This is a genomic window from Cryocola sp. 340MFSha3.1, assembly GCF_000383315.1.
Classification (GTDB): domain Bacteria; phylum Actinomycetota; class Actinomycetes; order Actinomycetales; family Microbacteriaceae; genus Leifsonia.
Window position 1 is genome coordinate 1,202,090 of record NZ_KB911088.1, and the last position, 22,614, is coordinate 1,224,703.

The 22,614-nt window shown below is 70.6% G+C and carries 13 protein-coding genes and 1 riboswitch; of the genes, 7 read left to right on the forward strand and 6 right to left on the reverse strand.

Features of this window, described 5'->3' with window-relative positions; all coding sequences use genetic code 11:
- Positions 1-7: 7 nt before the first annotated feature.
- Positions 8-9,571 carry a CLIPPER-2 domain-containing protein gene (locus H284_RS0116895; RefSeq protein WP_020077157.1) on the reverse strand — a complete coding sequence of 3,188 codons (9,564 nt, stop codon included), beginning with the start codon at positions 9,569-9,571 and terminating at the stop codon, positions 8-10.
- A gap of 152 nt (positions 9,572-9,723) precedes the next feature.
- Between H284_RS0116895 and H284_RS0116900 the strand changes: the two genes are divergently transcribed.
- A complete protein-coding gene (locus H284_RS0116900) occupies positions 9,724-10,305 on the forward strand; it encodes a class I SAM-dependent methyltransferase (RefSeq protein ID WP_020077158.1) in 582 nt (193 codons plus the stop codon).
- 95 nt (positions 10,306-10,400) lie between these two features.
- On the opposite strand, the gene H284_RS0116905 is transcribed toward H284_RS0116900, so the two are convergent.
- Both H284_RS0116905 and H284_RS0116910 read right to left on the reverse strand, forming a co-directional pair.
- Positions 10,401-11,003 (reverse strand): CoA-binding protein, encoded by a 603-nt coding sequence (locus H284_RS0116905; RefSeq protein WP_018191641.1) that lies wholly within the window; start codon positions 11,001-11,003, stop codon positions 10,401-10,403.
- The gene (locus H284_RS0116910) at positions 11,000-12,301 is read right to left on the reverse strand and encodes an O-acetylhomoserine aminocarboxypropyltransferase/cysteine synthase family protein (RefSeq protein WP_018191640.1); all 1,302 of its coding nucleotides are present in this window, start codon (positions 12,299-12,301) and stop codon (positions 11,000-11,002) included. Before H284_RS0116910 ends, H284_RS0116905 begins: the two co-directional genes overlap by 4 nt.
- A gap of 76 nt (positions 12,302-12,377) precedes the next feature.
- Positions 12,378-12,441, forward strand: a riboswitch (guanidine-III (ykkC-III) riboswitch).
- 10 nt (positions 12,442-12,451) lie between these two features.
- On the opposite strand from H284_RS0116910, the gene H284_RS0116915 reads away from it, so the two are divergent.
- Positions 12,452-12,766: a DMT family transporter gene (locus H284_RS0116915; protein WP_020077159.1), complete on the forward strand. Its 315-nt coding sequence runs from the start codon at positions 12,452-12,454 to the stop codon at positions 12,764-12,766.
- A gap of 7 nt (positions 12,767-12,773) precedes the next feature.
- On the opposite strand, the gene H284_RS0116920 is transcribed toward H284_RS0116915, so the two are convergent.
- The 3 genes from H284_RS0116920 to H284_RS0116930 form a co-directional block, all read right to left on the reverse strand.
- The gene (locus H284_RS0116920; protein WP_155885512.1) at positions 12,774-13,796 is read right to left on the reverse strand and encodes a YeiH family protein; all 1,023 of its coding nucleotides are present in this window, start codon (positions 13,794-13,796) and stop codon (positions 12,774-12,776) included.
- A gap of 136 nt (positions 13,797-13,932) precedes the next feature.
- Positions 13,933-15,525, reverse strand: coding sequence for a S53 family peptidase (locus tag H284_RS0116925; RefSeq protein ID WP_020077161.1), 1,593 nt, complete (start codon positions 15,523-15,525; stop codon positions 13,933-13,935).
- A 70-nt stretch (positions 15,526-15,595) separates the two neighbouring features.
- Positions 15,596-17,209: a dolichyl-phosphate-mannose--protein mannosyltransferase gene (locus H284_RS0116930; RefSeq protein ID WP_020077162.1), complete on the reverse strand. Its 1,614-nt coding sequence runs from the start codon at positions 17,207-17,209 to the stop codon at positions 15,596-15,598.
- A gap of 75 nt (positions 17,210-17,284) precedes the next feature.
- Between H284_RS0116930 and rsmI the strand changes: the two genes are divergently transcribed.
- The 5 genes from rsmI (at position 17,285) to H284_RS0116955 (ending at position 22,553) form a co-directional block, all read left to right on the forward strand.
- On the forward strand, positions 17,285-18,103 hold the full coding sequence (rsmI, locus tag H284_RS0116935) for a 16S rRNA (cytidine(1402)-2'-O)-methyltransferase (RefSeq protein WP_020077163.1): 819 nt from the start codon (positions 17,285-17,287) through the stop codon (positions 18,101-18,103).
- 84 nt (positions 18,104-18,187) lie between these two features.
- Positions 18,188-19,777 (forward strand): methionine--tRNA ligase, encoded by a 1,590-nt coding sequence (metG, locus tag H284_RS0116940; protein WP_020077164.1) that lies wholly within the window; start codon positions 18,188-18,190, stop codon positions 19,775-19,777.
- Entirely contained in the window at positions 19,774-20,703 is a 930-nt protein-coding gene (locus tag H284_RS0116945) for a TatD family hydrolase (RefSeq protein WP_018191633.1), read from the forward strand. The genes metG and H284_RS0116945 overlap by 4 nt, the downstream gene beginning before the upstream one ends.
- The gene (rsmA, locus tag H284_RS0116950) at positions 20,700-21,551 is read left to right on the forward strand and encodes a 16S rRNA (adenine(1518)-N(6)/adenine(1519)-N(6))-dimethyltransferase RsmA (protein WP_020077165.1); all 852 of its coding nucleotides are present in this window, start codon (positions 20,700-20,702) and stop codon (positions 21,549-21,551) included. The genes H284_RS0116945 and rsmA overlap by 4 nt, the downstream gene beginning before the upstream one ends.
- A gap of 66 nt (positions 21,552-21,617) precedes the next feature.
- Positions 21,618-22,553, forward strand: a complete 936-nt coding sequence (locus H284_RS0116955) for a 4-(cytidine 5'-diphospho)-2-C-methyl-D-erythritol kinase (RefSeq protein WP_018191631.1) — start codon at positions 21,618-21,620, stop codon at positions 22,551-22,553.
- The last annotated feature ends 61 nt before the right edge of the window (positions 22,554-22,614 follow it).

A 22,614-nucleotide genomic window follows, 5' to 3' on the forward strand; every position in this document is an offset into this window, starting at 1 on the left:
GATGCGCTCAGCCGGTCACGATGGGGAGGTGTGCGATCGCGCGCACGGGCAGGGCCAGGGTGGACTCCGGCGAGCCGACACGGGCGCCGTCCGGCCCGATTCCGGTCGCGACCGCGGTGTCGCTGATCGACGTCGCGAGCATCATGTCCGCGGCGGTGACGGTGTAGGTGGCGGTGCACGTCATCCGCTCTCCCGGTGCGAGGACGGCGGCCGGACAGGAGACGGGCGAGAGGTTCGCCTGGTCGGAGGGGGCGGCGACGGTGTCGGTGACGACGATCCCGTCGAGGGTGACGTTTCCGGTGTTCTGAACGGCGAACTGGAAGACGACCTGCTGCCCGGCCATGGTCACGGCTCCGGTCTCGGTGGTCTTATCGACGGTCAGACCGGGTGCGGGGGTCGCGGCCAGGGTGACCGTGGACGGCGGCGACGCGATGGGCGGCGGCGTGGGGTCGGTCGGCGTGGCCGGAGGGGTGCCGGTCGCGGTCGCGGTGTCGGTGACCGAGCCGTTGTCCACGTCCGCCTGCGTGACCGTGTAGGTGGCGGTGCACGTCATCGTCTGGGCGGGCGCGAGCGTGCTCTGTGGGCAATCGACGGCCGACAGGTTCGCGGGATCGGAGGGAGCTGCGACCTGGTCGGCTACTGTCACGCCGGTCAGGGCGACGTTTCCGGTGTTCGTGACGAGGAATGTGTACGCGACCTGTTGGCCGGCCCGCGTGACAGCGGTCGCGGTCGTGGACTTCTGCACGCTGAGGCCGGGCGTCTGGTCGACCGCGATCGTCACCGTCGAGTCCGGCGACGACACGGCGGGCGGGTTGGGGTCGCCCGGTGTGGCAGGCGGCGTTCCGCTCGCCGTGGCCGTGTCAGCGACCGAGCCGTTGTCCACATCCGCCTGGGTGACGGTGTAGGTGGCGGTGCACGTCATGGTCTGGGCGGGGACGAGCGTGTCCTGCGGGCACTCGACGGCCGTAAGGTTGGCCGGATCGGAGGGCGCCGAGACCTGATCGACGACTGTCACGGCGGTCAGCGTGCTGGTGCCGCTGTTCGTGACCAGGAAGTCGTATGGCACCCGCTGCCCGACCTGCGTGACGGCGGTGGTGGTGGACGACTTCGTCACGGTCAGCGACGGTGTCGCCGGCGACGGGATGCTGAGGGTGCTCGCGGGCGACGCAACGCGCGGCGGCGTCGGGTCGGCGGGGGTGGCGGGCGGCCGGCCGGACGCGGTGGCGCGGTCGGTGATGCTGCCGTGGTCGACGTCCGCCTGGGTGACGGTGTACGTCGCGGTGCAGGTGACCTGGGCGCCGGGCGCAAGCGCGCCGGGCAGGCACGTCACAGGCGAGAGGCTGCTCTGGCTGGCGGGGGCGTCTTGGATGTCGTCCACCTGGATGTCGGTGAGCGTCACGTTTCCGGTGTTGCGCACCAGGAAGTCGTACGTGATCACGGCTCCCGCGGCGGTCGGCGGGGTCGCCGACTGCGGGGACGACTTGGTGACGGTGAGCGCGGGCTGGCCGGTGACGCTGATGGTCACGGTGGAGACGGGCGAGTCGACCGGCGGAGGCGTGGGGTCGGCCGGAGTCGCGGGCGGTGTGCCGGAGGCTGTCGCGCTGTCCGCGACCGAGCCGTTGTCCACATCCGCTTGGGTTACGGTGTACGTCGCCGTACACGTGGTCGTCGCGGTCGGCGCGAGCGTTGTGGCAGGGCAGTCGATTGCCGACAGGTTCGCCGGGTCGGAAGGGGCGGCGACCTGGTCGTCGACGGTGATGCCGGTGAGGGTGACGTTGCCGGTGTTGGTGATCAGGAACTCGTACGGCACGACCTGTCCGACCTGCGTGATCGCGGTGGTCGTGGAGCTCTTGACGATGGTGACTCCCGTCGACTGGGTCACGGCGATCGTGAGCGTGTCGACGGGCGAGCCGACCGTCGGCGGGTTCGGGTCGGCCGGAGTCGCAGGCGGGGTGCCGGAGGCTGTCGCGCTGTCCGCGACCGAGCCGTTGTCCACATCCGCTTGGGTCACGGTGTACGTCGCCGTACACGTGGTGGTGGCGGCCGGCGCCAGCGTGGTCACCGGGCAGTCGATCGCGGACAGGTTCGCCGGGTCGGACGGGGCAGCGACCTGGTCGTCGACCGTGATGCCGCTCAGCGTCACGTTTCCGGTGTTCGTGACGAGGAACTCGTAGGGCACGACCTGGCCGACTTGACTGACGGTCGCCGTCGTGGACGACTTGGCGACCGTAAGCGCCGGCGCCGGTGTCACGGCGATCGTGAGCGTGTCGACGGGTGAGTCGACCGGGGGAGGCGTTGGGTCGGTCGGCGTGGAGGGCGGAGTGCCGGAGGTGGCGGCGTTGTCGGTGACGGCTCCGTTGTCGACATCCGCCTGGGTGACGGTGTACGTCCCGGTGCAGGTGGTCGTCGCGGTCGGCGCCAGCGTGGTGACCGGGCAGTCGATCGCGGACAGGTTCGCGGGGTCGGACGGGGCGGCGACCTGGTCGTCGACGGTGATGCCACTCAGCGTGACGTTGCCGGTGTTGGTGATCAGGAACTCGTAGGGCACGACCTGGCCCACCTGCGTCACCGCGGTCGTGGTGGACGACTTCGCCACTGTCAGCGCCGGAGCCTGCGTGACCGCGATCGTGAGCGTGTCGTTGGGCGAGCCGACCGTCGGCGGGTTCGGATCGGACGGAGTCGCGGGAGGTGTGCCGGAGGCCGTCGCGCTGTCCGCGACCGCACCGCTGTCGACATCCGCTTGGGTCACCGTGTACGTCGCCGTACACGTGGTCGTCGTGGTCGGCGCGAGCGTGGTCACCGGACATGAGACAGCGGAAAGGTTCGCCGGGTCGGAGGGCGCCGCGACCTGGTCGTCGACGGTGATGCCGGTGAGGGTGACGTTTCCGGTGTTGGTCACGAGGAAGGCGAACGGCACGACCTGCCCGACCTGCGTGATCGCCGGCGTGGTGGACGATTTGGCCACGGTGAGCGCGGGCTGGTCGGCCACAGCGAGGGTCACCGTGGAGATGGGCGAGCCGACCGGGGGAGGCGTGGGGTCGGTCGGTGTGGCCGGCGGCGTTCCAGAGGCGGTCGCGCTGTCGCTGACCGAGCCGCTGTCCACATCCGCCTGGGTCACGGTGTAGGTGGCGGTGCAGGTCATCGTCGCGGCCGGCGCCAGCGCCGTCTGCGGGCAGGTGACCGCCGACAGGTTGGCGGGATCGGAGGGCGTGGCGACCTGGTCGTTCACGACGATCCCCGACAGGGTGACTGTTCCGGTGTTCGTGACGAGGAACTCATACGGCACCTGCTGCCCGGCCTGCGCGACCGCGGTGGTCGTGGAGCTCTTCACGACGGTGATCCCGGTGACCCGGTCCGCGTCGATGGTGACGGTGGAGACGGGCGAGACGACGGCGGGCGGGTTCGGGTCGCCGGGGGTCGCGGGCGGCAGACCGGACGCGGTGGCGCTGTCGACGACGGATCCGTTGTCCACGTCCGCCTGCGTCACCGTGTAGGTCGCCGTGCAGATCGTCGTGGCCTGCGGTGCGAGTGTGGTCTGCGGGCAGCTGATCGCGGAGAGGTTAGCCGGAGAGGATGGGGCGGCGACCTGGTCGTCGATGGCGATCCCCGAGAGGGTGACGTTTCCGCTGTTCGTCACCAGGAACGCGTACGGCACCACCTGGCCGGGCCGCGTGACCGTCGCCGTCGGAGAGGACTTGGTCACGGTGATCGCGGGTGCGGGAGCGGCGGAGACGGTGAGCGTCGCCTGCGGCGAGGTGATCCGGGGAGGGTTCGGGTTCTGCGGCGTCGTCGGCGGCTGACCGGAGGCGGTCGCCTGGTCGGTGATGGCGCCGTTGTCGACGTCCGCCTGGGTGACGGTGTACGTCGCGGTGCAGGTGATCCGGGCGCCCGGCGCGATCGGACCCGTCGGGCAGGTCACCGGCGAGAGGTTGGCCTGGGTCGCCGGCGCCACCTGCACATCCTCGACCGTCACGTCCGCCAGGGTCTCGTTTCCGGTGTTCTCGACCAGGAACTCGTACTGGATCTGCTGGCCCGCCGCCGTCGGCGGGTTCGCCGTCTGCGGGGAGGACTTCACCACGGTCAGCGCCGGGTCGGAGGCGACGAGCAGGGTCACCTGCGATCCGGTCGAGACGACCGGCCCGGGGGTCGGGTCGCCGGGGCTCGGGGCGGGCCGTCCCGATGCGATGGCGGTGTCGTGCACCTGGCCGCTGTCCACATCCGCTTGGGTGGTGGTGTAGCTCGCCGTGCACGTCGTGGAGGCTCCCGGCGCCAGCACCGTGACGGGACAGACCACCGGGGTCAGGTTCGCGGGGTCCGACGGTGCGGTGACCGTGTCGGTGACCTGGATGTCGGAGATCGACAGGTTGCCGGTGTTGGTGACCAGGAACGTGTACGGGATGGTCTCACCGGCACGCGTCACGCCGGGTGCGGCCGAGGACTTCAGGATGGTCAGCTCGGCCTGGTAGTCCACCGGGAGGGAGACGGTCGAGGGGCCGGAGGTCGTGGGTGCCGGGTTCGGGTTTCCCGGGGTGGCCGGCCGGGTGCCGCTCGCGGTGGCGGTGTCGTTCACCGTGCCGTGGTCGATGTCCGCCTGGGTGACCGTGTACGTCGCGGTGCAGGTCACCGTCCCGGCGGGCGGAACCGTCGTCGTCGGGCAGGTCACGGCGGTCAGGCCGCCGGGGAGGGAGGGCGGCGCGACCGTGTCGGTCACGGCCACGTTCGCGAGAGTCACGTTGCCCGTGTTGTTGACCAGGAACCGGTACGGGATCTGCTGTCCGGCACGCACCACGGCGGTCGTCGTCGACGACTTCACCAGGGTGATGGCCGGCGCGGCGACCGTGGGGATGCTCAGCGCATCCTCGCCCGAGTGGATGGGCAGCCCGGCCGGTGTCGTCCCGTGCGCGGTCGCGGAGTCGTTCACCGACCCGTTGTTGAGGTCCGCCTCGGTGGTCGTGTACGTGGCCGTACAGGTCGCCGTGGCGTTGGGTGCCAACGGAGCGGTCGGGCAGGTCACCGCGCTGAGGTTGGACTGCGCCGACGGCGAGGCGACCACATCAGTCACCGACAGCGCGGTGATGGTCTGGGTGCCGGTGTTGGTGACGACGAACTGGTACGGAACCTGCTGGCCGACCTGCGTGATCGTGGTGGTGGTGGAGCGCTTGTCGATCGTCAGGCTGTTGTCGACCGGGTCGACCAGCACCACGAACGTCGAGGGCGACGACTGCACGACCGTGCCACCCGGGTCGCGTCCGGTCGCCACGGCCGAGTCGTCGATCCGTCCGTGGTCGAAATCGGGCTGGGTGGTCGTATAGGTGGCCGTGCACGTCATCGACGCACCGGCCGCGAGAGTCGTGGACGGACAGGTGACGGACGACAGGTTCGACTGCGACGCCGGCGGCGCCTGCGTGTCGGTCACCCGTACCTCGGTGAGGGTGACCGCGGAGTTGTTGGTCACCTCGAAGCTGTACGGGATCTGTTCGTTCAGGGTGCTCACGCCCTGCGACGACGAGGACTTCACGATGGAGATCGCCGGCGGTGTGGAGGGCGCCGGGATGCTGAGGGCGTCGGGCGTCGACCGCACGGCGACGCCGCCCGGCGTCGTTCCGGTGGCGACCGCGAAGTCGGCGACCGAGCCGTTGGCGACGTCGGCCTGGCTCACGGTGTAGGTGGCGGTACAGGTCTGCGACTGGCCGGGTTCGAGCGACGGGTACGGGCAGGCGATCGGCGAGAGGTCGCCCTGCTGCGCGGGCGGCAGCTGCACATCTTCCACGTCGACGCCGTCGATGCGGACATTTCCGGTGTTCGTGATGAGGAAGCGGTACGTGAGGGTCTGGCCGACCGCGGTGATCACCGAGGTGCTGGACGACTTCGCGACCGTCAGCTCGGGGGACTGCTGCGCGGGGATGGCGAGCTCGGACGGCTCGGACGGCGGCAGCGGCAGGCCGTTCGAGTCGGTGCCCTCCGCCACGGCCGAGTCGTCGACCGCGCCGTTGGCGATGTCGGCGGCGGTCGCGGTGTAGGTGCCGTGGCAGAGCGTGGAAGCGCCGGGCGCGAGCGTGACGTCGTCGCAGACGATCGCGGACATCCCCGCCTGGCTCGACGGGAAGATCTGCGTGTCGTCCACCCGCACGTTCGAGACCGGTGTCGTCCGGATGTTCGTCACCAGGAACTCGTACGGCACCTGCTGGCCGATGGCGGTGATGAGCGTGGTGGTCGACGACTTCTCGATGGTGAGCGCCGGGTTGGCGGTGATGCGGAGCCGGGTCTCGGGCGCATCCACCCGGTTCCCGGTCGGGTCGGTCGCGCGCGCTGTCGCGGTGTCGGTGACGAGGCCGTGGTCGAGGTCCGCCTGCGTGACCGTGTACGTGCCGGTGCAGTCGACGGTGTCGCCCGGCGCGAGCGCACCCGGCGGACACGTCACGGCGCTCATGTTCGCCGGGGTGGCCGGCGGCGTCTGGGTGTCGGTGACGGTGACGTCGGTCACGTCCACGTTTCCGGTGTTGCGGACGGTGAAGACGTACGGCACCTCCTGGCCGAGCGCCGTGATCCGGGTCACGGTCGACGTCTTGGTCACGGTGATGGCGGGCGATTGGAAGGCCGGGATGATCGTGCTCGACCGCGCGGTCGTGTAGGTGTTGCTGGCCACATCCACTCCGGTCGCTGTCGCGAAGTCGCTGAGCCATCCGTTCGTGATGTCGGCCGCGGTCACCGAGTAGGTGGCCGAGCAGACCGCCACCTGGCTGGGCGCGAGGGTGGTGCGGTCGCAGGTGATGAGCGACAGCCGGCTCTGCGTGGCCGGCGCGACCTGGGTGTCCTGGATGGTGATGTTCCGGTATGTGGTCGACGAGTTGTTGGTGACGGTGAACGTGTATCGCACCGGTTGACCGACGGCGTTGAAGGAGTTGGTCGACGAGGCCTTGACCATGGTCAGGGCCGCGGGCGTCGCGTTGACCGATGCGGCCGACTGAGGGGAGGTGACGGTGGCCCCCGCCGGATTACGGCCGGATGCGGTCGCGAAATCGTTCACCGACCCGTTGCCGAGGTCGGCCGCCGTCACCTGGTACGTCCCTGTGCACGACATCGACGCGCCGGGGTTGAGGGTGGTCTGCGGGCACGAGACCGCCGACAGGTTCGCCTGCGAGGCGGGAGGCACCTGGGTGTCGGTGACGGCCACGTTGGTGAGCACCTGGTTTCCGGTGTTCGTGACGAGGAACGCGTACGGGACCAGCTGACCCACGGCCGACACCGAGGTCGCGGTGGTGGATTTCACGATCGTCAGTGCGGAGACGGGGGAGAACAGCTCGACGCGCGACGGCGAGGAGAGCACCGGGTTGCCGCCGGGATCGGTCCCGGACGCGCGGGCGTGGTCGGCGACGACCCCGGCGTTCACATCGGCGGACGTGACGCGGTATGACGCCGTGCACGTGGTCGACGCGCCCGGCGCCAGCGTCGTCTGCGGGCAGCTCGGGGTGGTCAGATTGGCCGGCAGCGATGGCGCCTCGACGGTGTCGGTGACGACCACGTTGTTGACGACGACGGTGGAGTTGTTGGTCACCAGGAAGGTGTAGGGGATGACCTGGCCGATCGCCGTCACCGCGGCCGTCGTCGTCGCCTTCCGGATGGTCAGCGAACCGGGGAGCTGGGTCGGGATGGACAGGTCGGACGGCGCGGAGGTCACCGCGGTCCCACCCTCCGGGGTGCCGGATGCCGTCGCGGAGTCCGCGAGCGTGCCGTTCTGCAGGTCCGCGAGGGTCGCGGTGTACGTGCCGGTGCACGACTGCGACTCGCCCGGCGCGAGAGCCGGGTTCGGACAGGTGATCGCCGACAGGTTCGCGGACGACGCCGGAGCGGTCGGGGTGTCGGTGACCACGACGCCGAACAAGGTCACGTTTCCGGTGTTCGTCACGAGGAATCGGTAGGGGATCTGCTGGCCGACCGAGCTCGCCAGCGTGGTCGTCGTCGACTTGACCACCGAGATCGCCGGGCGGGCGCTCGTGATGGTGAGAGTGGCCGGCGGCGCGGTGACGGTCGCCCCGCCCGGGTCGAGACCGCTCGCGGTCGCGGTGTCGTGCACGGAGCCGTTGTCGAGGTCCGCCTGCGTCACGGTGTAGCGCGCGGTGCAGGTGGTGGATGCCTGCGGCGCCAGAGTCTGCGTCTCGCAGAGGATCGCGGAGAGGTTCGCTTGCGAGGCGGGCGGGGTCTGCGCATCCACCACCGAGATGCCGTGCAGGGTCACCTGCGACCGGTTCGTGACCACGAACTTGTACGTCACCACCTGCCCGACCCGCGTGATCGCGGTCGTGGACGACGCCTTGGTGACGAGCAGCGAGGCGGGCGGTGTCACCGTCAGCGGGGTGTCGGCCGGCGGGTTCAGCCCGTCGAGTCCGGCCGTCCCCTCGGGGAAGTTGCCCGGACCGTTCGTGTAGGTGCCCGGCACCGTCGCGGTCACCTGCACGGTCACGGTGCAGGCGTTCTGGCCCTGGGTGAGGGTGCCGTTCGCGACGACGACCGAAGTCGATCCGGCCGCGGCGGTGACGGTTCCGTTGGAGCAGGTCGTCGCGTTCACCCCGGTGGCCGTCACCCCGGCGGGGAGGTCGTCGTGGAACGACCAGCCGTTCTTCGCCGCGAGCTCGGAGGTGTTGGTGATCGTGAAGCTCAGCGTCGAGGTCTGGCCGGAGGCGATGGTCGCCGGGCTGAACGCCTTGTCCAGCTGCGGGGTCACATCCAGGATCTGCGGGAGATCGAACGCGCCGTCGTTGCCGGCGACCACCGCGCTCTGGTTCTCGAGCTGCATGCCGACGGTCGGCGTCCCCGTGCTCGGCACCTTGATCGCCGCCGAGGTGAGGCCGGCGACCATGGTGGGTCCGAAGGGTCCCGAGCCGTACTGGACGGCGCCGGGGTAGTTGCAGGGATCGAGCTGCGACGCCAGCACGTTCTTGACCCCGTTGATGAACAGCGACAGCGTCTCGGCCGGGTTCCCGGAGCTGTTCGCGACGCAGTTGGTCGCGGCGACGATCGACGTCACCTGGTAGAAGTGGCCGGGAACCGCGGGGATGGCCGTGTTCGTCCTCAGTTGGATGCCCGGGACGGTGCCGCTCGCGGTGTACGCCGTGACCGCCTGGTTCTGGGCCGCCGCCGCCGTCGAGTAGCCCTGGTACTGGCCCATCGCGTTGGCGAGGATCTGCACGCCCGAGATCGGGCATCCCGAGTTCCAGCCGGGCGGCGCCGGGGTCGTCGAGCCGTTCACGATGTAGCCGTTGCAGTACAGGCCGTCCGCCCAGCGCGGGTCGGCGTAGTACGTCTCGGAGTTCGCGCCCGAGACGCCGGGGACGTATGTGCTGCCGGGAGTGCCCTGGTACGACGTGATCTTGATCGCGGTGGATGCGGCGTTCTGGCCGGAGAAGTCTTCGGTGAACAGGGCGGTCGGCGGTTGCGGAGTGCCCGGAGTGCCCGCGGTCGTCGCTGCGGCGCGAGGCGCCGGGATGCCGACGCTGATGCCGGTCACCGTCAGGCCCAGGATGGCGACGGTGGCCACGATCGCTCGTCGGACGCTCGGTTTCCGCTGACGCATGTGAACTTCCTTCCGGCGCTCCGCCCCCGACCGAAGCTGCGAGAGAGCGCCGGTGGCCGCCTGCCTGACAAGCTAGGGCGGCGCCCGGTGACTCGAAAGACAGCTGCGTGTGGCTGGCCCGGCCGTGCCGCGCTCCGCGTAGGCTCGGCGACATGGCGTTCGACTGGTCGCAGTTCTACGAGAAGCAGGGCGGACGCGGCGTGCGGCCGACCTTCCAGAGCGCCCTCGTCGCGTGGGACGGAGAGCCGGGCGACGCGGTCGATCTCGGCTGCGGCGACGGCGTCGAGACGCGTCATCTGGCCGAGCACGGGTGGCGCGTGCTGGCGGTGGATGCGGACCCGGGCGTCGAGGAGCGCGTGCGCTCGGGACTGTCAGGGGAGGCATCCGAGGGGGTGGAGGTGCGGCGCGCGTCGTTCGAGACGCTGGGGGAGCTGCCGCCCGCGGACCTCGTCTATGCGGGCTTCGCGCTGCCGTTCTGCGACGAGTCGCACTTCCCGTACCTGTGGGCCGACATCCGCGAGGCCCTGCGGCCCGGCGGGGTGTTCGCGGGGGAGCTGTTCGGCCCGCACGACGAGTGGGCCGGCCGGTCAGGGATGAGCTTCCACGATCGATCCCAGGTGGAGGGGATGCTCGCCGGGATGGACGTGGTGCAGCTGGTGGAGGACGACCGCCGTGGCATGTCCTTCGAGGGCCCGAAGCACTGGCACGTCTTCCACATCGTGGCGCGCGCCTGAGATGTCGCGCCCCTCAGCTCACGGCTCCTGAGTTTTTCGCGCTCTGACCATCCATTCGTGCGAAAAACTCAGGAGCTGTTAGTGAGGGGACGGGTCTAGCGGAGCGTCTTACGCGCGGTGATCTGGCCGGTGTCGAAGCCGAGCAGGTGCAGTCCGCCGTGGAAGCGGGCGTGCTCGATCTTCATGCAGCGGTCCATGACGACCGTCAGCCCCTTCGACTCGCCGTACTCGGCGGCCTCCTGGTTCCAGATCCCCAGCTGCACCCACACGGTCGGAGCGCCGATCGCGAGCGCCTCATCGATGACCGCGGGGATGTCGGCGGGCTTGCGGAACACATCCACGATGTCCGGCACTTCGGGCAGCGACGCGAGGTCGGGGTAGGCCTTCTGGCCCAGGATGGTGTCGGCGTTCGGGTTGACGAAGTACAGCCGGTAGTCGCTCGACTGCTGCAGGTACGTGCCGACGAAGTAGGAGGAGCGGGCCGGGTTGGGCGACGCGCCGACGATCGCGACGGACTTCGCGCCACGCAGGATCTTCAGGCGCTCCTTCGCGTCCGGCCCCACCCAGGTGCGCTGCGACTTGAGCAGCTTGGCGAGCGGGGAGTCGGACGGCAGCGCGCAGCTCAGCCCGTTCGCGAGCTGGACCTCGGTCGTGGACTCCGCGGTGGACTCGGTGGTGGGTTCGGTGGCAGTCGTCATGCTGCGTTCGCCTCCTCGACGGCGATCGTGAGCGCCTGATCGAGATCGTAGATGATGTCGTCGACGTCTTCGATCCCGACGCTGATGCGCACGACGCCCGGCAGCACACCCGCGTCGAGCAGCTGCTGCTCGGTCAGCTGCGCGTGGGTGGTCGACGCGGGATGGATCACCAGCGTCTTCGCGTCGCCGATGTTGGCGAGGTGGCTGGCGAGGTTCACCGACTCGATGAACTTCTGGCCGACCTCCCGACCGCCCTTCACGACGAAGCTGAACACGCTGCCCGGCCCCTTCGGCAGGTACTTGAGCGCGCGTTCGTGGTGCGGGTGCTCGGGCAGTCCGGCCCAGAACACCTTCTCGATGCGCGGGTCGGCGTCCAGCCATTCGGCCACTGCGCGAGCGTTGTCGACGTGCGCCTGGATGCGGTACGGCAGCGTCTCGACGCCCTGCGCCAGCAGGAAGGCCGAGTGCGGTGCGAGCACCGGGCCGATGTCGCGCAACTGCTCCGCGCGCAGCCGCGTGAGGAACGCGTACTCGCCGAAGTTACCCGACCACTGCAGCCCGCCGTACGAGGGCACCGGCTCGCCGAACAGGGGGAACTTCGAGGAGTGCCAGTCGAAGCGTCCGCTCTCGACCACCACGCCGCCGAGGGTCGTGCCGTGGCCGCCGAGGAACTTGGTGGCCGAGTGGATGACGATGTCGGCTCCCCACTCGAACGGCCGGTTGAGGTACGGGGTCGCGATCGTGGAGTCGATGGCGAGCGGGATGCCGGCCGCGTGGGCGACCTCCGCCAGCCCTTCGATGTCGGCGATCTCGCCGGAGGGGTTGGCGATGGTCTCAGCGAAGACGAGCTTGGTGCGGTCCGTGATCGCGGCGGCGTAGTCCGCGGGATCGGCGCTCTGCACGAAGGTGGTCTCGACGCCGAAGCGCCGGAGGGTCACATCCAGCTGGGTGATCGATCCGCCGTAGAGGTTCGCGGACGCGACGATGTGGTCGCCCGCACCGACCAGCGACGCGAAGGTGATGTACTGCGCGCTGAGGCCGGAGGCCGTCGCCACGGCGCCCAGGCCGCCTTCGAGGCTGGCGACCCGCTCTTCGAACGAGGCCACGGTCGGGTTGGCGAGACGCGAGTATATGTTGCCGTACTTCTGCAGGGCGAAGCGCGCCGCGGCATCCGCCGTGTCGTCGAACACGAACGCGCTGGTCTGGTAGATCGGCAGCGCGCGCGCTCCCGTCACCGGGTCGGGGATGTTGCCCGCGTGGATCGCCCGCGTGCGGAAACCGTATTCGCGATCTGCCATGGCCTCACGCTACCCGACGCCGCCGACGCTCTCCGGCGGGCGTCGTAACACGCCGCAACCCGGTTTGCTACCCTGGTGCGAGGCCCGCGGAGGGCCCCGGACGACGGTTCAGTACCCGGTGAGCGACAAGACTGGCCAAGGAGTCGGATCGTGTCCTGGATCGTTCTCATTCTCTCCGGCGTGCTCGAAGCCGTCTGGGCGACCGCGCTCGGCCGCTCGGAGGGGCTCTCGCGGCTGTGGCCGTCCGTGGTCTTCGTCGGAGCGCTTCTCGCATCCATGGCCGGACTGGCCTTCGCGATGCGGGAGATCCCCACCGGGACCGCCTATGCGGTCTGGGTCGGCATCGGCGCGGCGCTGACCGTGCTCTACGCGATGACGTTCGGCGGTGACGGGTTCTCCCTCGTCAAGGCGCTGCTGATCGTCGGCCTGGTGGGCTGTGTCATCGGACTGAAACTGGTCGACTGAGCGCGGCTCAGGCGGCCGTCGACACCCAGACGGCGGCCAGCGCGAGCACGGCGATCAGCAGCCACGAGACGAGCCCGGTGACGAGGGCGCGCCAGCCGGTGCCGACCAGGGTGCGGAGGCGGACGGCGGTGCCGAGGCCGAACAGCGCCATGGCGAGCAGCACGGTCTGCAGGGTGTCGGCGCCGTCCGTCACGGCGGACGGGAGCGGCACGAACGTCCGCACCAGGACGGCCAGCAGGAACCCGGCGACGAAGAGCGGGACGATGGGCGGGCGCTTCACGCCCGGGTCGCCGGCGACGTGGCGGCGACGCTCCACGACCGCGGCGACCGCCACGATCGGGGCGAGCATCAGCACGCGGGTGAGCTTGACGACGACCGCGACGGCGAGAGCGGCGGCGCCCGCGAGCTGCGCGGTCGCGACGACCTGCCCGACGTCGTGGACGCCGGCGCCGACCCAGTGGCCGAACTGCTGCGCATCCAATCCCAGGGGATGCCAGAACAGCGGCAGGACGAAGATCGCGAGCGTGCCGCACAGCGTCACCAAGGCGACCGGAGTCGCGGCCTCCTCGTCTTTCGGTTTCACGACACCGCTCATCGCACCGATCGCGGATGCGCCGCAGATCGAGAAGCCGGTAGCGATCAGGAGCGGCTGATGGCCGGGGAGGCGCATCAGCCGACCGATCCAGAAGGTGCCCGCGAAGCTGAGCAGCACGACGCCGACGGTGGTCAGGATGGCCACCCAGCCGAGGCCGGCGATGTCGCCGAGGCTGAGTTTCAGGCCGAGCAGCACGACGCCGATGCGCATCAGGCGTTTGGCGCTGACGGACAGTCCCGGTGCGAGTCGTCCGGTCACGGCCGGCCGGGCGACGGGGAGCTGGCCCACCACGATCCCGAGCACGACGGCCGCGGTCAGCAGCGGCACGGCGGGCGCCAGCCAGTGGATTCCCCACGCGACGGCCGCCGCCACGGCGCACACCACGAGGCCCGGAAGCCAGGGCAGCGGACGGGCGGTCACCAACGGAGTGCTCACCGATCCATTCTGTCGGCCCGGCTCGCCCGTCCGTGCCGCGCACACGTCGCGCGCGTCCGCAGCGTGGGTCGCAACACGCCGTTATGCGCGCCGCATAACGGCGTGTTGCGACCCATCGGCCGCGCGTCCGTGCCGGTCAGAGCGACGACAGCAGTCGCGTCCCGTCCGGCACGCCCAGACCCGTGCACGCGTCCCACCCGGGCGTCGCCCGATAAGCGCCGTTGTCGCCGGTCGTGATGTCGCGGAACCCGTCCGCCACCTCCCCGGCGGGAACCGAGTCGTACAGCCGAGGCTGGAGGAGCCCGAGGGGCTTGCCCGTGGACTGCGCCAGCCGCGCCACGAGCGCCGCCCACAGCGGGGCGACTGCGCTGGTGCCGCCGATCACGGTGTCCTGACCGTCGACGCGGATGCGGTATCCGGTCTGCGGGTCCGCGACCGCCGAGACGTCGGGCACCCCGCGCCCGCCCGGGCCGTTGGCCGAGCCTCCCGCGTCGGTCCCGTCTGCACCCGACGGCACCCCGACTCCCGCCTGCCACGACGGCAGCGGGAACACGGCGCTGACGCCGCCGCCGGTCGCACCGCCGCCCGTGCCGTTGTTCCAGACGATCTCCGAGCGCACCGTGCCGGTCGAGGTGTCCGCCTCGAGCCGCGTGCCTCCGCAGGCGAGCGCGTGCGGCGAGGAGGCGGGGAAGTCGACGTGCGGACGGCCGTCGCCGACCCGGTCGCTGCTCCCGTCGTCGCCCGCGGCAGCGGTGGTCGTCACACCGAGGGCGGCGGCGTCCTGCAGCGCCTCATCGAACGCGGTGCGCGCCTGCGCCGTCCAACCGTCCTCCGACTGACCCCAGCTGATGCTGATCGCCGCGGGGGTCGGGTCGGCGTGCGCGGCGGTGGTCACGGCATCCAGGAAGCCGGCGTCGGTGTTGGGCGCGAAGTAGACGACGATCTCGGCCTTCGGGGCCAGCGCGCCGGCCACCTCGATGTCGAGCATGACCTCGCCGTCGGCGCCATTCGGGTTGCCGTCCGGTGCGTTCGAGCCGCCGTCGACGCCGACCGCGCGCACGCTGGGCGTCGGGATGCCGAGGCCGGCGAAGTAGGTGTCGAGGTCCTCCTGCACGTAGCCGCCGCCGAGTTCGATGATCGCGATGGTCTGCCCGCTCCCGTCGGTGCCGTCGGGGAACGCGTAGACCGTGCCGAGCTGCGGCGGTGTGTAGCTCGTGTTGACCGCGGCCGCGGGGACGTAGCGGTACTGGGCCCGTGCCTGGGGCCGGTCGTCGAGACCGAGGACGGCGGTCACCACGCCGGCGAGCGCGGCCGGGATGCTGAGCCCGCCTGTCCGCTGCCGGTAGACGGTCGCACCCTCGCCCGCGTCGTCGGCGCTCGACTCGGCCAGGTCGGTGCCGAACACCCGGGCGACGGTCTGCACGGGGCCGGAGACGCGGACACGACGCGCGCCCGCATCTACTTCGTCGACGGTCAGCCCGAGCCCTTCGAGCGTGCTGCGGACCAACTCGACGTCTTCCGGGGACGCGCCGTAGCGTTCCGCGAGCTCGTCGCGGCTCAGCGGCTCGGCGAAGGCGCTCTGCGGGAGTTCGGCGCGGCGGCGCAGGACGAGCGTCGCATCCACCCGGGAGTCGGGCGCGAGGCCGCCGTGCGCGCGGAAGCCGGGACGTTCCGGCCGTTCGCTTCCGGGAAGGGGGACGAGGTCGAGGGGCTGTTCCGCATCGGTCATACCACTCGGTCTACCACCGGCCTCCGACACCGGATAGGGCACCGGATGGAGCGTCCAGCCGACCCATGCGCTACACCCAGCTGGGCAGCCACATGTGGATCTGCCAGAACCAGAACGGCACCTGCTGGCCCGTCCAGATCGGCCAGAAGAACGCGCTCACCAGGGTGCAGGCGGCCAGGAAGACGCCGGTCCAGAGGATGCCGCGGCGCCGTCGCGGCTCCGGATCGGTGCGTTTCCCGAGCACGATCGCGATGGCCGCCGCAAGGGCGAGGATGAGGTACGGCTCGAAGGCGATCGAGTAGAAGGTGAAGATCGTCCGGCCCATGTAGAGCCACCACGGCAGGTAGCCCGCCGCCAGCCCGGTGAGGATGAGGCCGATCCTCCAGTCGCGGTAGCGGATCAACCAGTAGACCAGGAAGAGGATGGCGGCCGTTCCCGCCCACCAGATGAGCGGGTTACCGAGCGAGGTGATCGCCGCAGAGCAGGAGTCCCACTGGCAGCCGTCCTGCCCCTTCGTCGTGCCGACGTAGTACATGCTCGTCGGCCGCAGCATCAGCGTCCACGTCAGCGGGTTCGACTGGTAGGGGTGCGGGGTGTGCAGGTTGATGCTGTAGTTGTACATCTGCGTCTGGTAGTACCAGAGGTTCTGCACCCAGAGCGGCACCCAGCTGAAGGCGCCCGTCCACTGCGCGTGCGCGGCCTCCGCCCAGTGGCGGTAGTAGCCGTTGCTCGACAGGATCCAGCCGGTCCACGTCGCGACGTAGGCGACGAACGCGAGCGGGACCATCAGTACGAAGGTCGCCGGCGCCTGCTTGAGCAGGGCGCCGCTCGCGTAGAACGGCAGCCTCTCTCGGCGGCGTGCCACCGCATCCACCACGACCGTGTACACGGCGAAGAAGGCGAGGAAGTAGAAACCGGTCCACTTGACCCCGGCGCACAGCCCGCAGAGGATGCCCGCAGCGATCAGCCAGGGACGCCACCACAGCACGGGCCCCCACGCCGGATCGCGACCCGCCGACCGGGCGGCCGCGACCTTGGCAGCCAGCCGATCGGCCGCCCAGCGCCGGTCGAGCAGGATGCAGCAGAACGCCAGCAGCGCGAAGAACATCACGAAGTTGTCGAGGAGCGCGACGCGGCTCATCACGATGGCGTGACCGTCGATCGCGAAGAGGAAGCCGGCGATCGTGGCGAGCATCGTCGAGCGGAACAGGGTGCGCGCGATGAGGAAGACGAGCAGCACGGCGATCGTCCCGGCGATCGCGGTGGACACCCGCCAGCCGAACGAGTTCGCGGGGCCGGTGGCCGCCATCCCGAGCCCGATCAGCCACTTGCCGAGGGGTGGATGCGCGACGAACGACGGATCCGCGTCGAAGATCTGCGTCTGGCCCGCGGCGAATCGCGCGTCGGCCTTGTCGGGCCAGCTGCCCTCGTAGCCGAGGTTCCATATGCTCCAGGAGTCCTTCACGTAGAAGGTCTCGTCGAAGACGAGCGCGTGCGGCTGGCCCAGGTTCCACAGCCGCAGCACGGCGGCGAGCAGGGTCACCGCGACGGGCGCGCCCCACATCCACAGCCGCAGGCGGCCCGGCGTTCCGAGGACGCGCGCCCACCAGTCGTCGAGGCGCGTGCCGACGGGGACCGCGGCGACGTGCGCGGCCGGGAGGTCGGTCGGAGGAGCAGAGGTCACCCAGCCATGCTAGGGGCGGAGGCTCGGTGTCGCCTTTCGACGGACAGACAACTTTCGACTGCCACACTAGAAGTCATGATCATCCTCGCCGCGACTCCGATCGGCAATCTCGGCGACGCGTCGCGGCGGCTGGTGGAGGTGCTGTCCGCCGCGACGGTGGTCGCGGCGGAGGACACCCGGGTCGCCCAGCGGCTGCTGGCCGGCCTCGGCGTCGAGAACCGCCCCCGGCTGATCGCCCTGCACGACCACAACGAGCGGGATCGGGCGGCCGAGCTCGTGGAGCTGGCGCGCGATCAGGATGTGGTGCTGCTCTCCGACGCCGGGATGCCCACGGTGTCCGACCCCGGATTCCACCTGGTCGAGGCGGCCGCGGCGGCGGGGGTGGGCGTGACGGCGCTGCCCGGGCCGTCGGCCGTGCTGACCGCGCTCGCCGTCTCCGGCCTCCCGACCGACCGCTTCACCTTCGAGGGCTTCCTCCCGCGCAAGCAGGGCGAGCGGCTGTCCACCCTGCGGGCTGTCGCCGCCGAGCAGCGGACCATGGTGTTCTTCGAGTCGCCGAACCGGCTCGCCGCCTCCCTCGGCGACATCGCGACGGCGCTCGGCGCCGACCGCCGCGTCGTCGTCTGCCGCGAGCTGACGAAGCTCTACGAAGAGGTGCGTCGAGGCACCGCGGCGGAACTGGCCGCCTGGGCGGCCGAGGGCGTGCGCGGGGAGATCGTCGTGGTGGTCGCCGGCGCTCCGGCGCGGGCGGCCGACCCCGAAGCGGCGGTGCAGCAGGTGCTCGCGCTGGTCGCCTCGGGCACGCGGCTGAAGGATGCGGCGGCCGAGGTCGCCGAGGCGACGGGCCTCGGGAAGCGCGACCTCTACCAGGCCGCCCTCGAACGGCGCGGCTGACGAGTCCGTCCACAGCACATCCCGTTCTCCACAGGCGGAGTAACACACCGGATCGCGTGCTCCAGCGCCCGTAGGATAGTCACCATGTCCGACGGCTCTTCCTTCTACATCACCACGCCGATCTTCTACGTGAATGATGTCCCGCACATCGGGCATGCCTACACGGAGGTCGCGGCCGACGTCCTCGCCCGCTGGCACCGCCAGGCCGGCGACGACACCTGGCTGCTCACCGGCACCGACGAGCACGGGCAGAAGATCCTGCGCACGGCGACCGCCAACGGCACCACGCCGAAGCAGTGGGCCGACAAGCTGGTCACCGAGGAGTGGCTGCCGCTGCTCGACACCGTCGACATCGCCAACGACGACTTCATCCGCACCACCGACGAGCGGCACGAGGTCAACGTCCAGAAGTTCCTGCAGAAGCTCTACGACGACGGTTACATCTACGCCGGCGAGTACGAGGCGCTGTACTGCGTGGGCTGCGAGGAGTTCAAGCCGCAGAGCGAGATCGTCGACGGCACGGGGGAGTACGAGGGCCAGAAGGTCTGCGCCATCCACTCGAAGCCACTGGAACTGCTGCAGGAGAAGAACTACTTCTTCCGGATGAGCCAGTTCGCCGACCGTCTGCTGTCGCTCTACGAGGAGCGCCCGGACTTCGTGCAGCCCGAGTCGGCCCGCAACGAGGTGGTCAGCTTCGTGCGTCAGGGGCTGAGCGACCTGTCCATCTCGCGCTCGAGCTTCGACTGGGGCATCAAGGTGCCGTGGGACGAGTCCCACGTCGTCTACGTGTGGTTCGACGCGCTGCTCAACTACATCACCGCCGTCGGCTACGGGCAGGACGACGAGGAGTTCGCCCGTCGCTGGCCCGCCAATCATCTGGTCGGCAAAGACATCCTGCGGTTCCACGCGGTCATCTGGCCCGCCATGCTGATGGCAGCCGGCCTCGAGGTGCCGAAGCGCGTGTTCGGTCACGGCTGGCTGCTCGTGGGCGGCGAGAAGATGTCCAAGTCCAAGCTGACGGGCATCGCGCCGACGCAGATCACCGACACGTTCGGCTCCGACGCCTTCCGCTACTACTTCATGCGCGCCATCAACTTCGGGCAGGACGGCTCGTTCAGCTGGGAGGATCTGGCGGCCAGGTATCAGGCCGAGCTCGCCAACGGCTTCGGCAACCTGGCGTCGCGCGTGATCGCGATGGTGACGCGGTACTTCGAGGGCATCGTGCCGCCGGCGGGCGAGTACCAGGAGGTCGACCTGCACGTGCAGGAGGTCGTCCGCACCGCGGCGGCCGACGCCGATGCGGCGATCTCGCGGCTGGCGATCCACGACGCCCTGACGGCGATCTGGCGGATCGTCGACGAGCTCAACGGCTACATCACCGAGCAGGAGCCGTGGACCCTGGCGAAGGATGAGGCCAAGCGCGAGCGTCTCGGCACCGTGCTCTACACGGCGGCCGAGGGGCTGCGGTCCCTCGCCGTGCTGCTGTCGCCGGTGATCCCGGTCGCGACCGGCAAGCTGTGGGAGTCGCTCGGCGTCTCCGGCGAGCTGGGCGCGCTCGACGCACAGCCGCTCCGGACGGCGGGCGACTGGGGTCAGCTGCCGGCAGGCACGGAGGTCAACGGTCTCGAGGCGCTGTTCCCGCGGATCGACGCGGAGGCGGTCGCCGCGGTATGACGGACCCGTCGTTCGTCCGGCAGCGGCACGTCACCGACGGCCGCGACCTCAGCTACCCTCCGCTGCCCGAGGCGCTGACCGTTCCCGTCTACGACAACCACACGCACCTCGAGATCGCCGACGGCGAGCAGCCGCTCGACTACCGCGAGCAGCTGGACCGCGCGTCCAGCGTCGGCGTGCGCGGGGTCGTCCAGGTGGGCAACGACGTCGAGACGTCCCGGTGGTCGGCCGAGACGGCCGCCGTCGAGCCGCGGATGCTGGCCGCCGTCGCGCTGCACCCGAACGACGCGCCGGACTACGACGAACGCGGAGAGCTGGATGACGCCCTCGCCGTGATCGCCGAGCTCGCGGGCCGACCCCGGGTCCGCGCCGTCGGCGAGACCGGACTCGACTTCTTCCGCACGGAGGAGGGGCCCCGGCGTGACGCGCAGTTCCGGTCATTCGAGGCCCACATCGAGATCGCGAAGCAGAACGACATCGCGCTGCAGATCCACGACCGGGACGCGCACGCGGCCGTCGTCGCCACGCTGAAGCGGGTCGGAGCCCCCGAGCGGACCGTGTTCCACTGCTTCTCGGGCGATGTCGAGCTGGCCCGCATCTGCGCCGACAACGGCTGGTACATGTCGTTCGCGGGCAACGTCACCTTCAAGAACGCGCCCAACCTCCGTGCCGCCCTCGAGGCGGCCCCGCGCCACCTGGTGATGGTGGAGACGGACGCCCCCTTCCTCACGCCGATGCCGTTCCGCGGCCGCCCGAATGCGCCGTACCTCATCCCGCACACCCTCCGGGCGATGGCCGAGGTGATGGGAACGGACGCCTCGACCCTCGCCGCGCAGATCAACTCCAACACGGAGCTCGTGTACGGCCGGTGGGACAGCGAGCCCGTCGGACCGCCGCCGACCACTCCCATCGGGATCATCGCGTGACCGAGCTCCGGCTGCTCGGCCCGGCGGAGATCCGCGACCTCGCTGAGCTGCTCGACGTCACCCCGACGAAGAAGCTCGGCCAGAACTTCGTGATCGACGCCAACACCGTCCGCCGGATCGTCCGCGTCGCCGAGGTCCAGGCGGGCGACAGCGTCGTGGAGATCGGCCCCGGGCTCGGATCCCTCACCCTCGGGCTGCTCGAGGCCGGAGCGGACGTGGTGGCCGTCGAGATCGACGGTCGGCTCGCCGCGCAGCTGCCCACGACGGTGGCCCAGCTGGCGCCGGACGCCGCTCCGCACCTGACCGTGGTGCATCGGGATGCCCTCGCCATCACCGAGCTCCCGGTCGATCCTGTGCGCCTCGTCGCGAACCTTCCCTACAACGTCTCGGTCCCGGTACTCCTGCACTTCCTGGAGCACTTCCCGAGTCTCCGCTCCGGCGTCGTGATGGTTCAGGCCGAGGTCGGGCACCGGATCGCCGCGCAGCCCGGATCCAAGGTCTACGGCGCCCCGAGCGTCAAGGCCGCCTGGTACGGCACCTGGCGCACCGCCGGTTCCGTCAGCCGCCAGATCTTCTGGCCGGTGCCGAACGTCGACTCGGTCCTCGTCGCCTTCGAGCGGCGTGACGACCCGCCGGGCGACGAGCGGCTCCGTCTCCGCACCTTCGCCCTCGTCGATGCCGCCTTCCAGCAGCGCCGCAAGACGCTCCGCCAGGCCCTCGCCCCGGTCTACGGTGACCCCGCGTCGGCGGAGGCGGCTCTGCTGGCGGCGGGCATCTCTCCGTCCCTCCGCGGCGAGCAGCTCGCCCTGGCCGACTTCGCACGCCTGGCGGCCGCGGGCGCGGAGTAGCGGCGGCGCGAACAGGCGCTCAGGCCGTGCCCAGCATGGGCGTTCCGGTGTGTGTAGGTTGGAGACATGGTGGACGCGTGGGACGTCGACGGCGTGCATGTTCGCGCCCCGGGCAAGATCAACGTGTTCATGCGTGTCGGCGCCGTCATGGAGGACGGCTACCACGACGTCGCGACCGCCTATCAGGCCGTCTCCCTCTACGAGGACGTCCGCGCGTACCACGCTGATGACTTCTCGGTGAGCTTCGGCGGCAGCGTCGACACGAGCGGTCTGCCGCGGGACGAATCCAATCTGGCGATCAAGGCCGCGCGCCTGCTGGCCAAGAGGACCGGTTACTCCAGCGGCGTCCGGCTGGAGATCGACAAGCACGTTCCCATCGCCGGCGGGATGGGCGGAGGCTCGGCGGACGCCGCCGCCACGCTGGTCGCCTGCGACACGCTCTGGGGCACGGAGCTCGGGCGGGAAGAGCTCCTGACGCTCGCCTCGACGCTGGGCGCTGACGTGCCCTTCGCCCTGGTCGGGGGCACTGCCATCGGCACCGGTCGCGGCGACCGGTTGAGCCCCGCCCTGGCGACGGGCCAGTTCCACTGGGTGCTGGCGCTCCCGGACGGCGAGCTGAGCACACCGCGCGTCTACAGCGAGCTCGACCGGCACCGCGAGCGCCACGCGGCCGACATCGCCCCGGCCCAGGTGTCGCCGACCGTCGACTCCGCCGTGCTGCAGGCCCTCCGCGCCGGTGAGCCGGCCATGCTCGCGGAGGCTCTGACGAACGACCTGCAGGCTCCGGCCATCCACCTGGTGCCCGAGATCGCCGACGTGATCGAGCTGGGCGAGATGAACGGGGCTTTGGCCGGAATCGTGTCCGGATCCGGCCCGACCGTCGCCTTCCTGGCGGCCGATCTCGATTCGGCCATCGACCTGCAGATCGCGCTCAGCGCTTCCCGGGTGAGGGCGGTCCGCGCCACCGGGCCGGTGCATGGGGCACGCATCCTCGGCGACTGACGGCGGATGCCCGAGGATGTCGATGCCCGAGGGTGTCGATGCCCGAGGATGTCGATGCCCG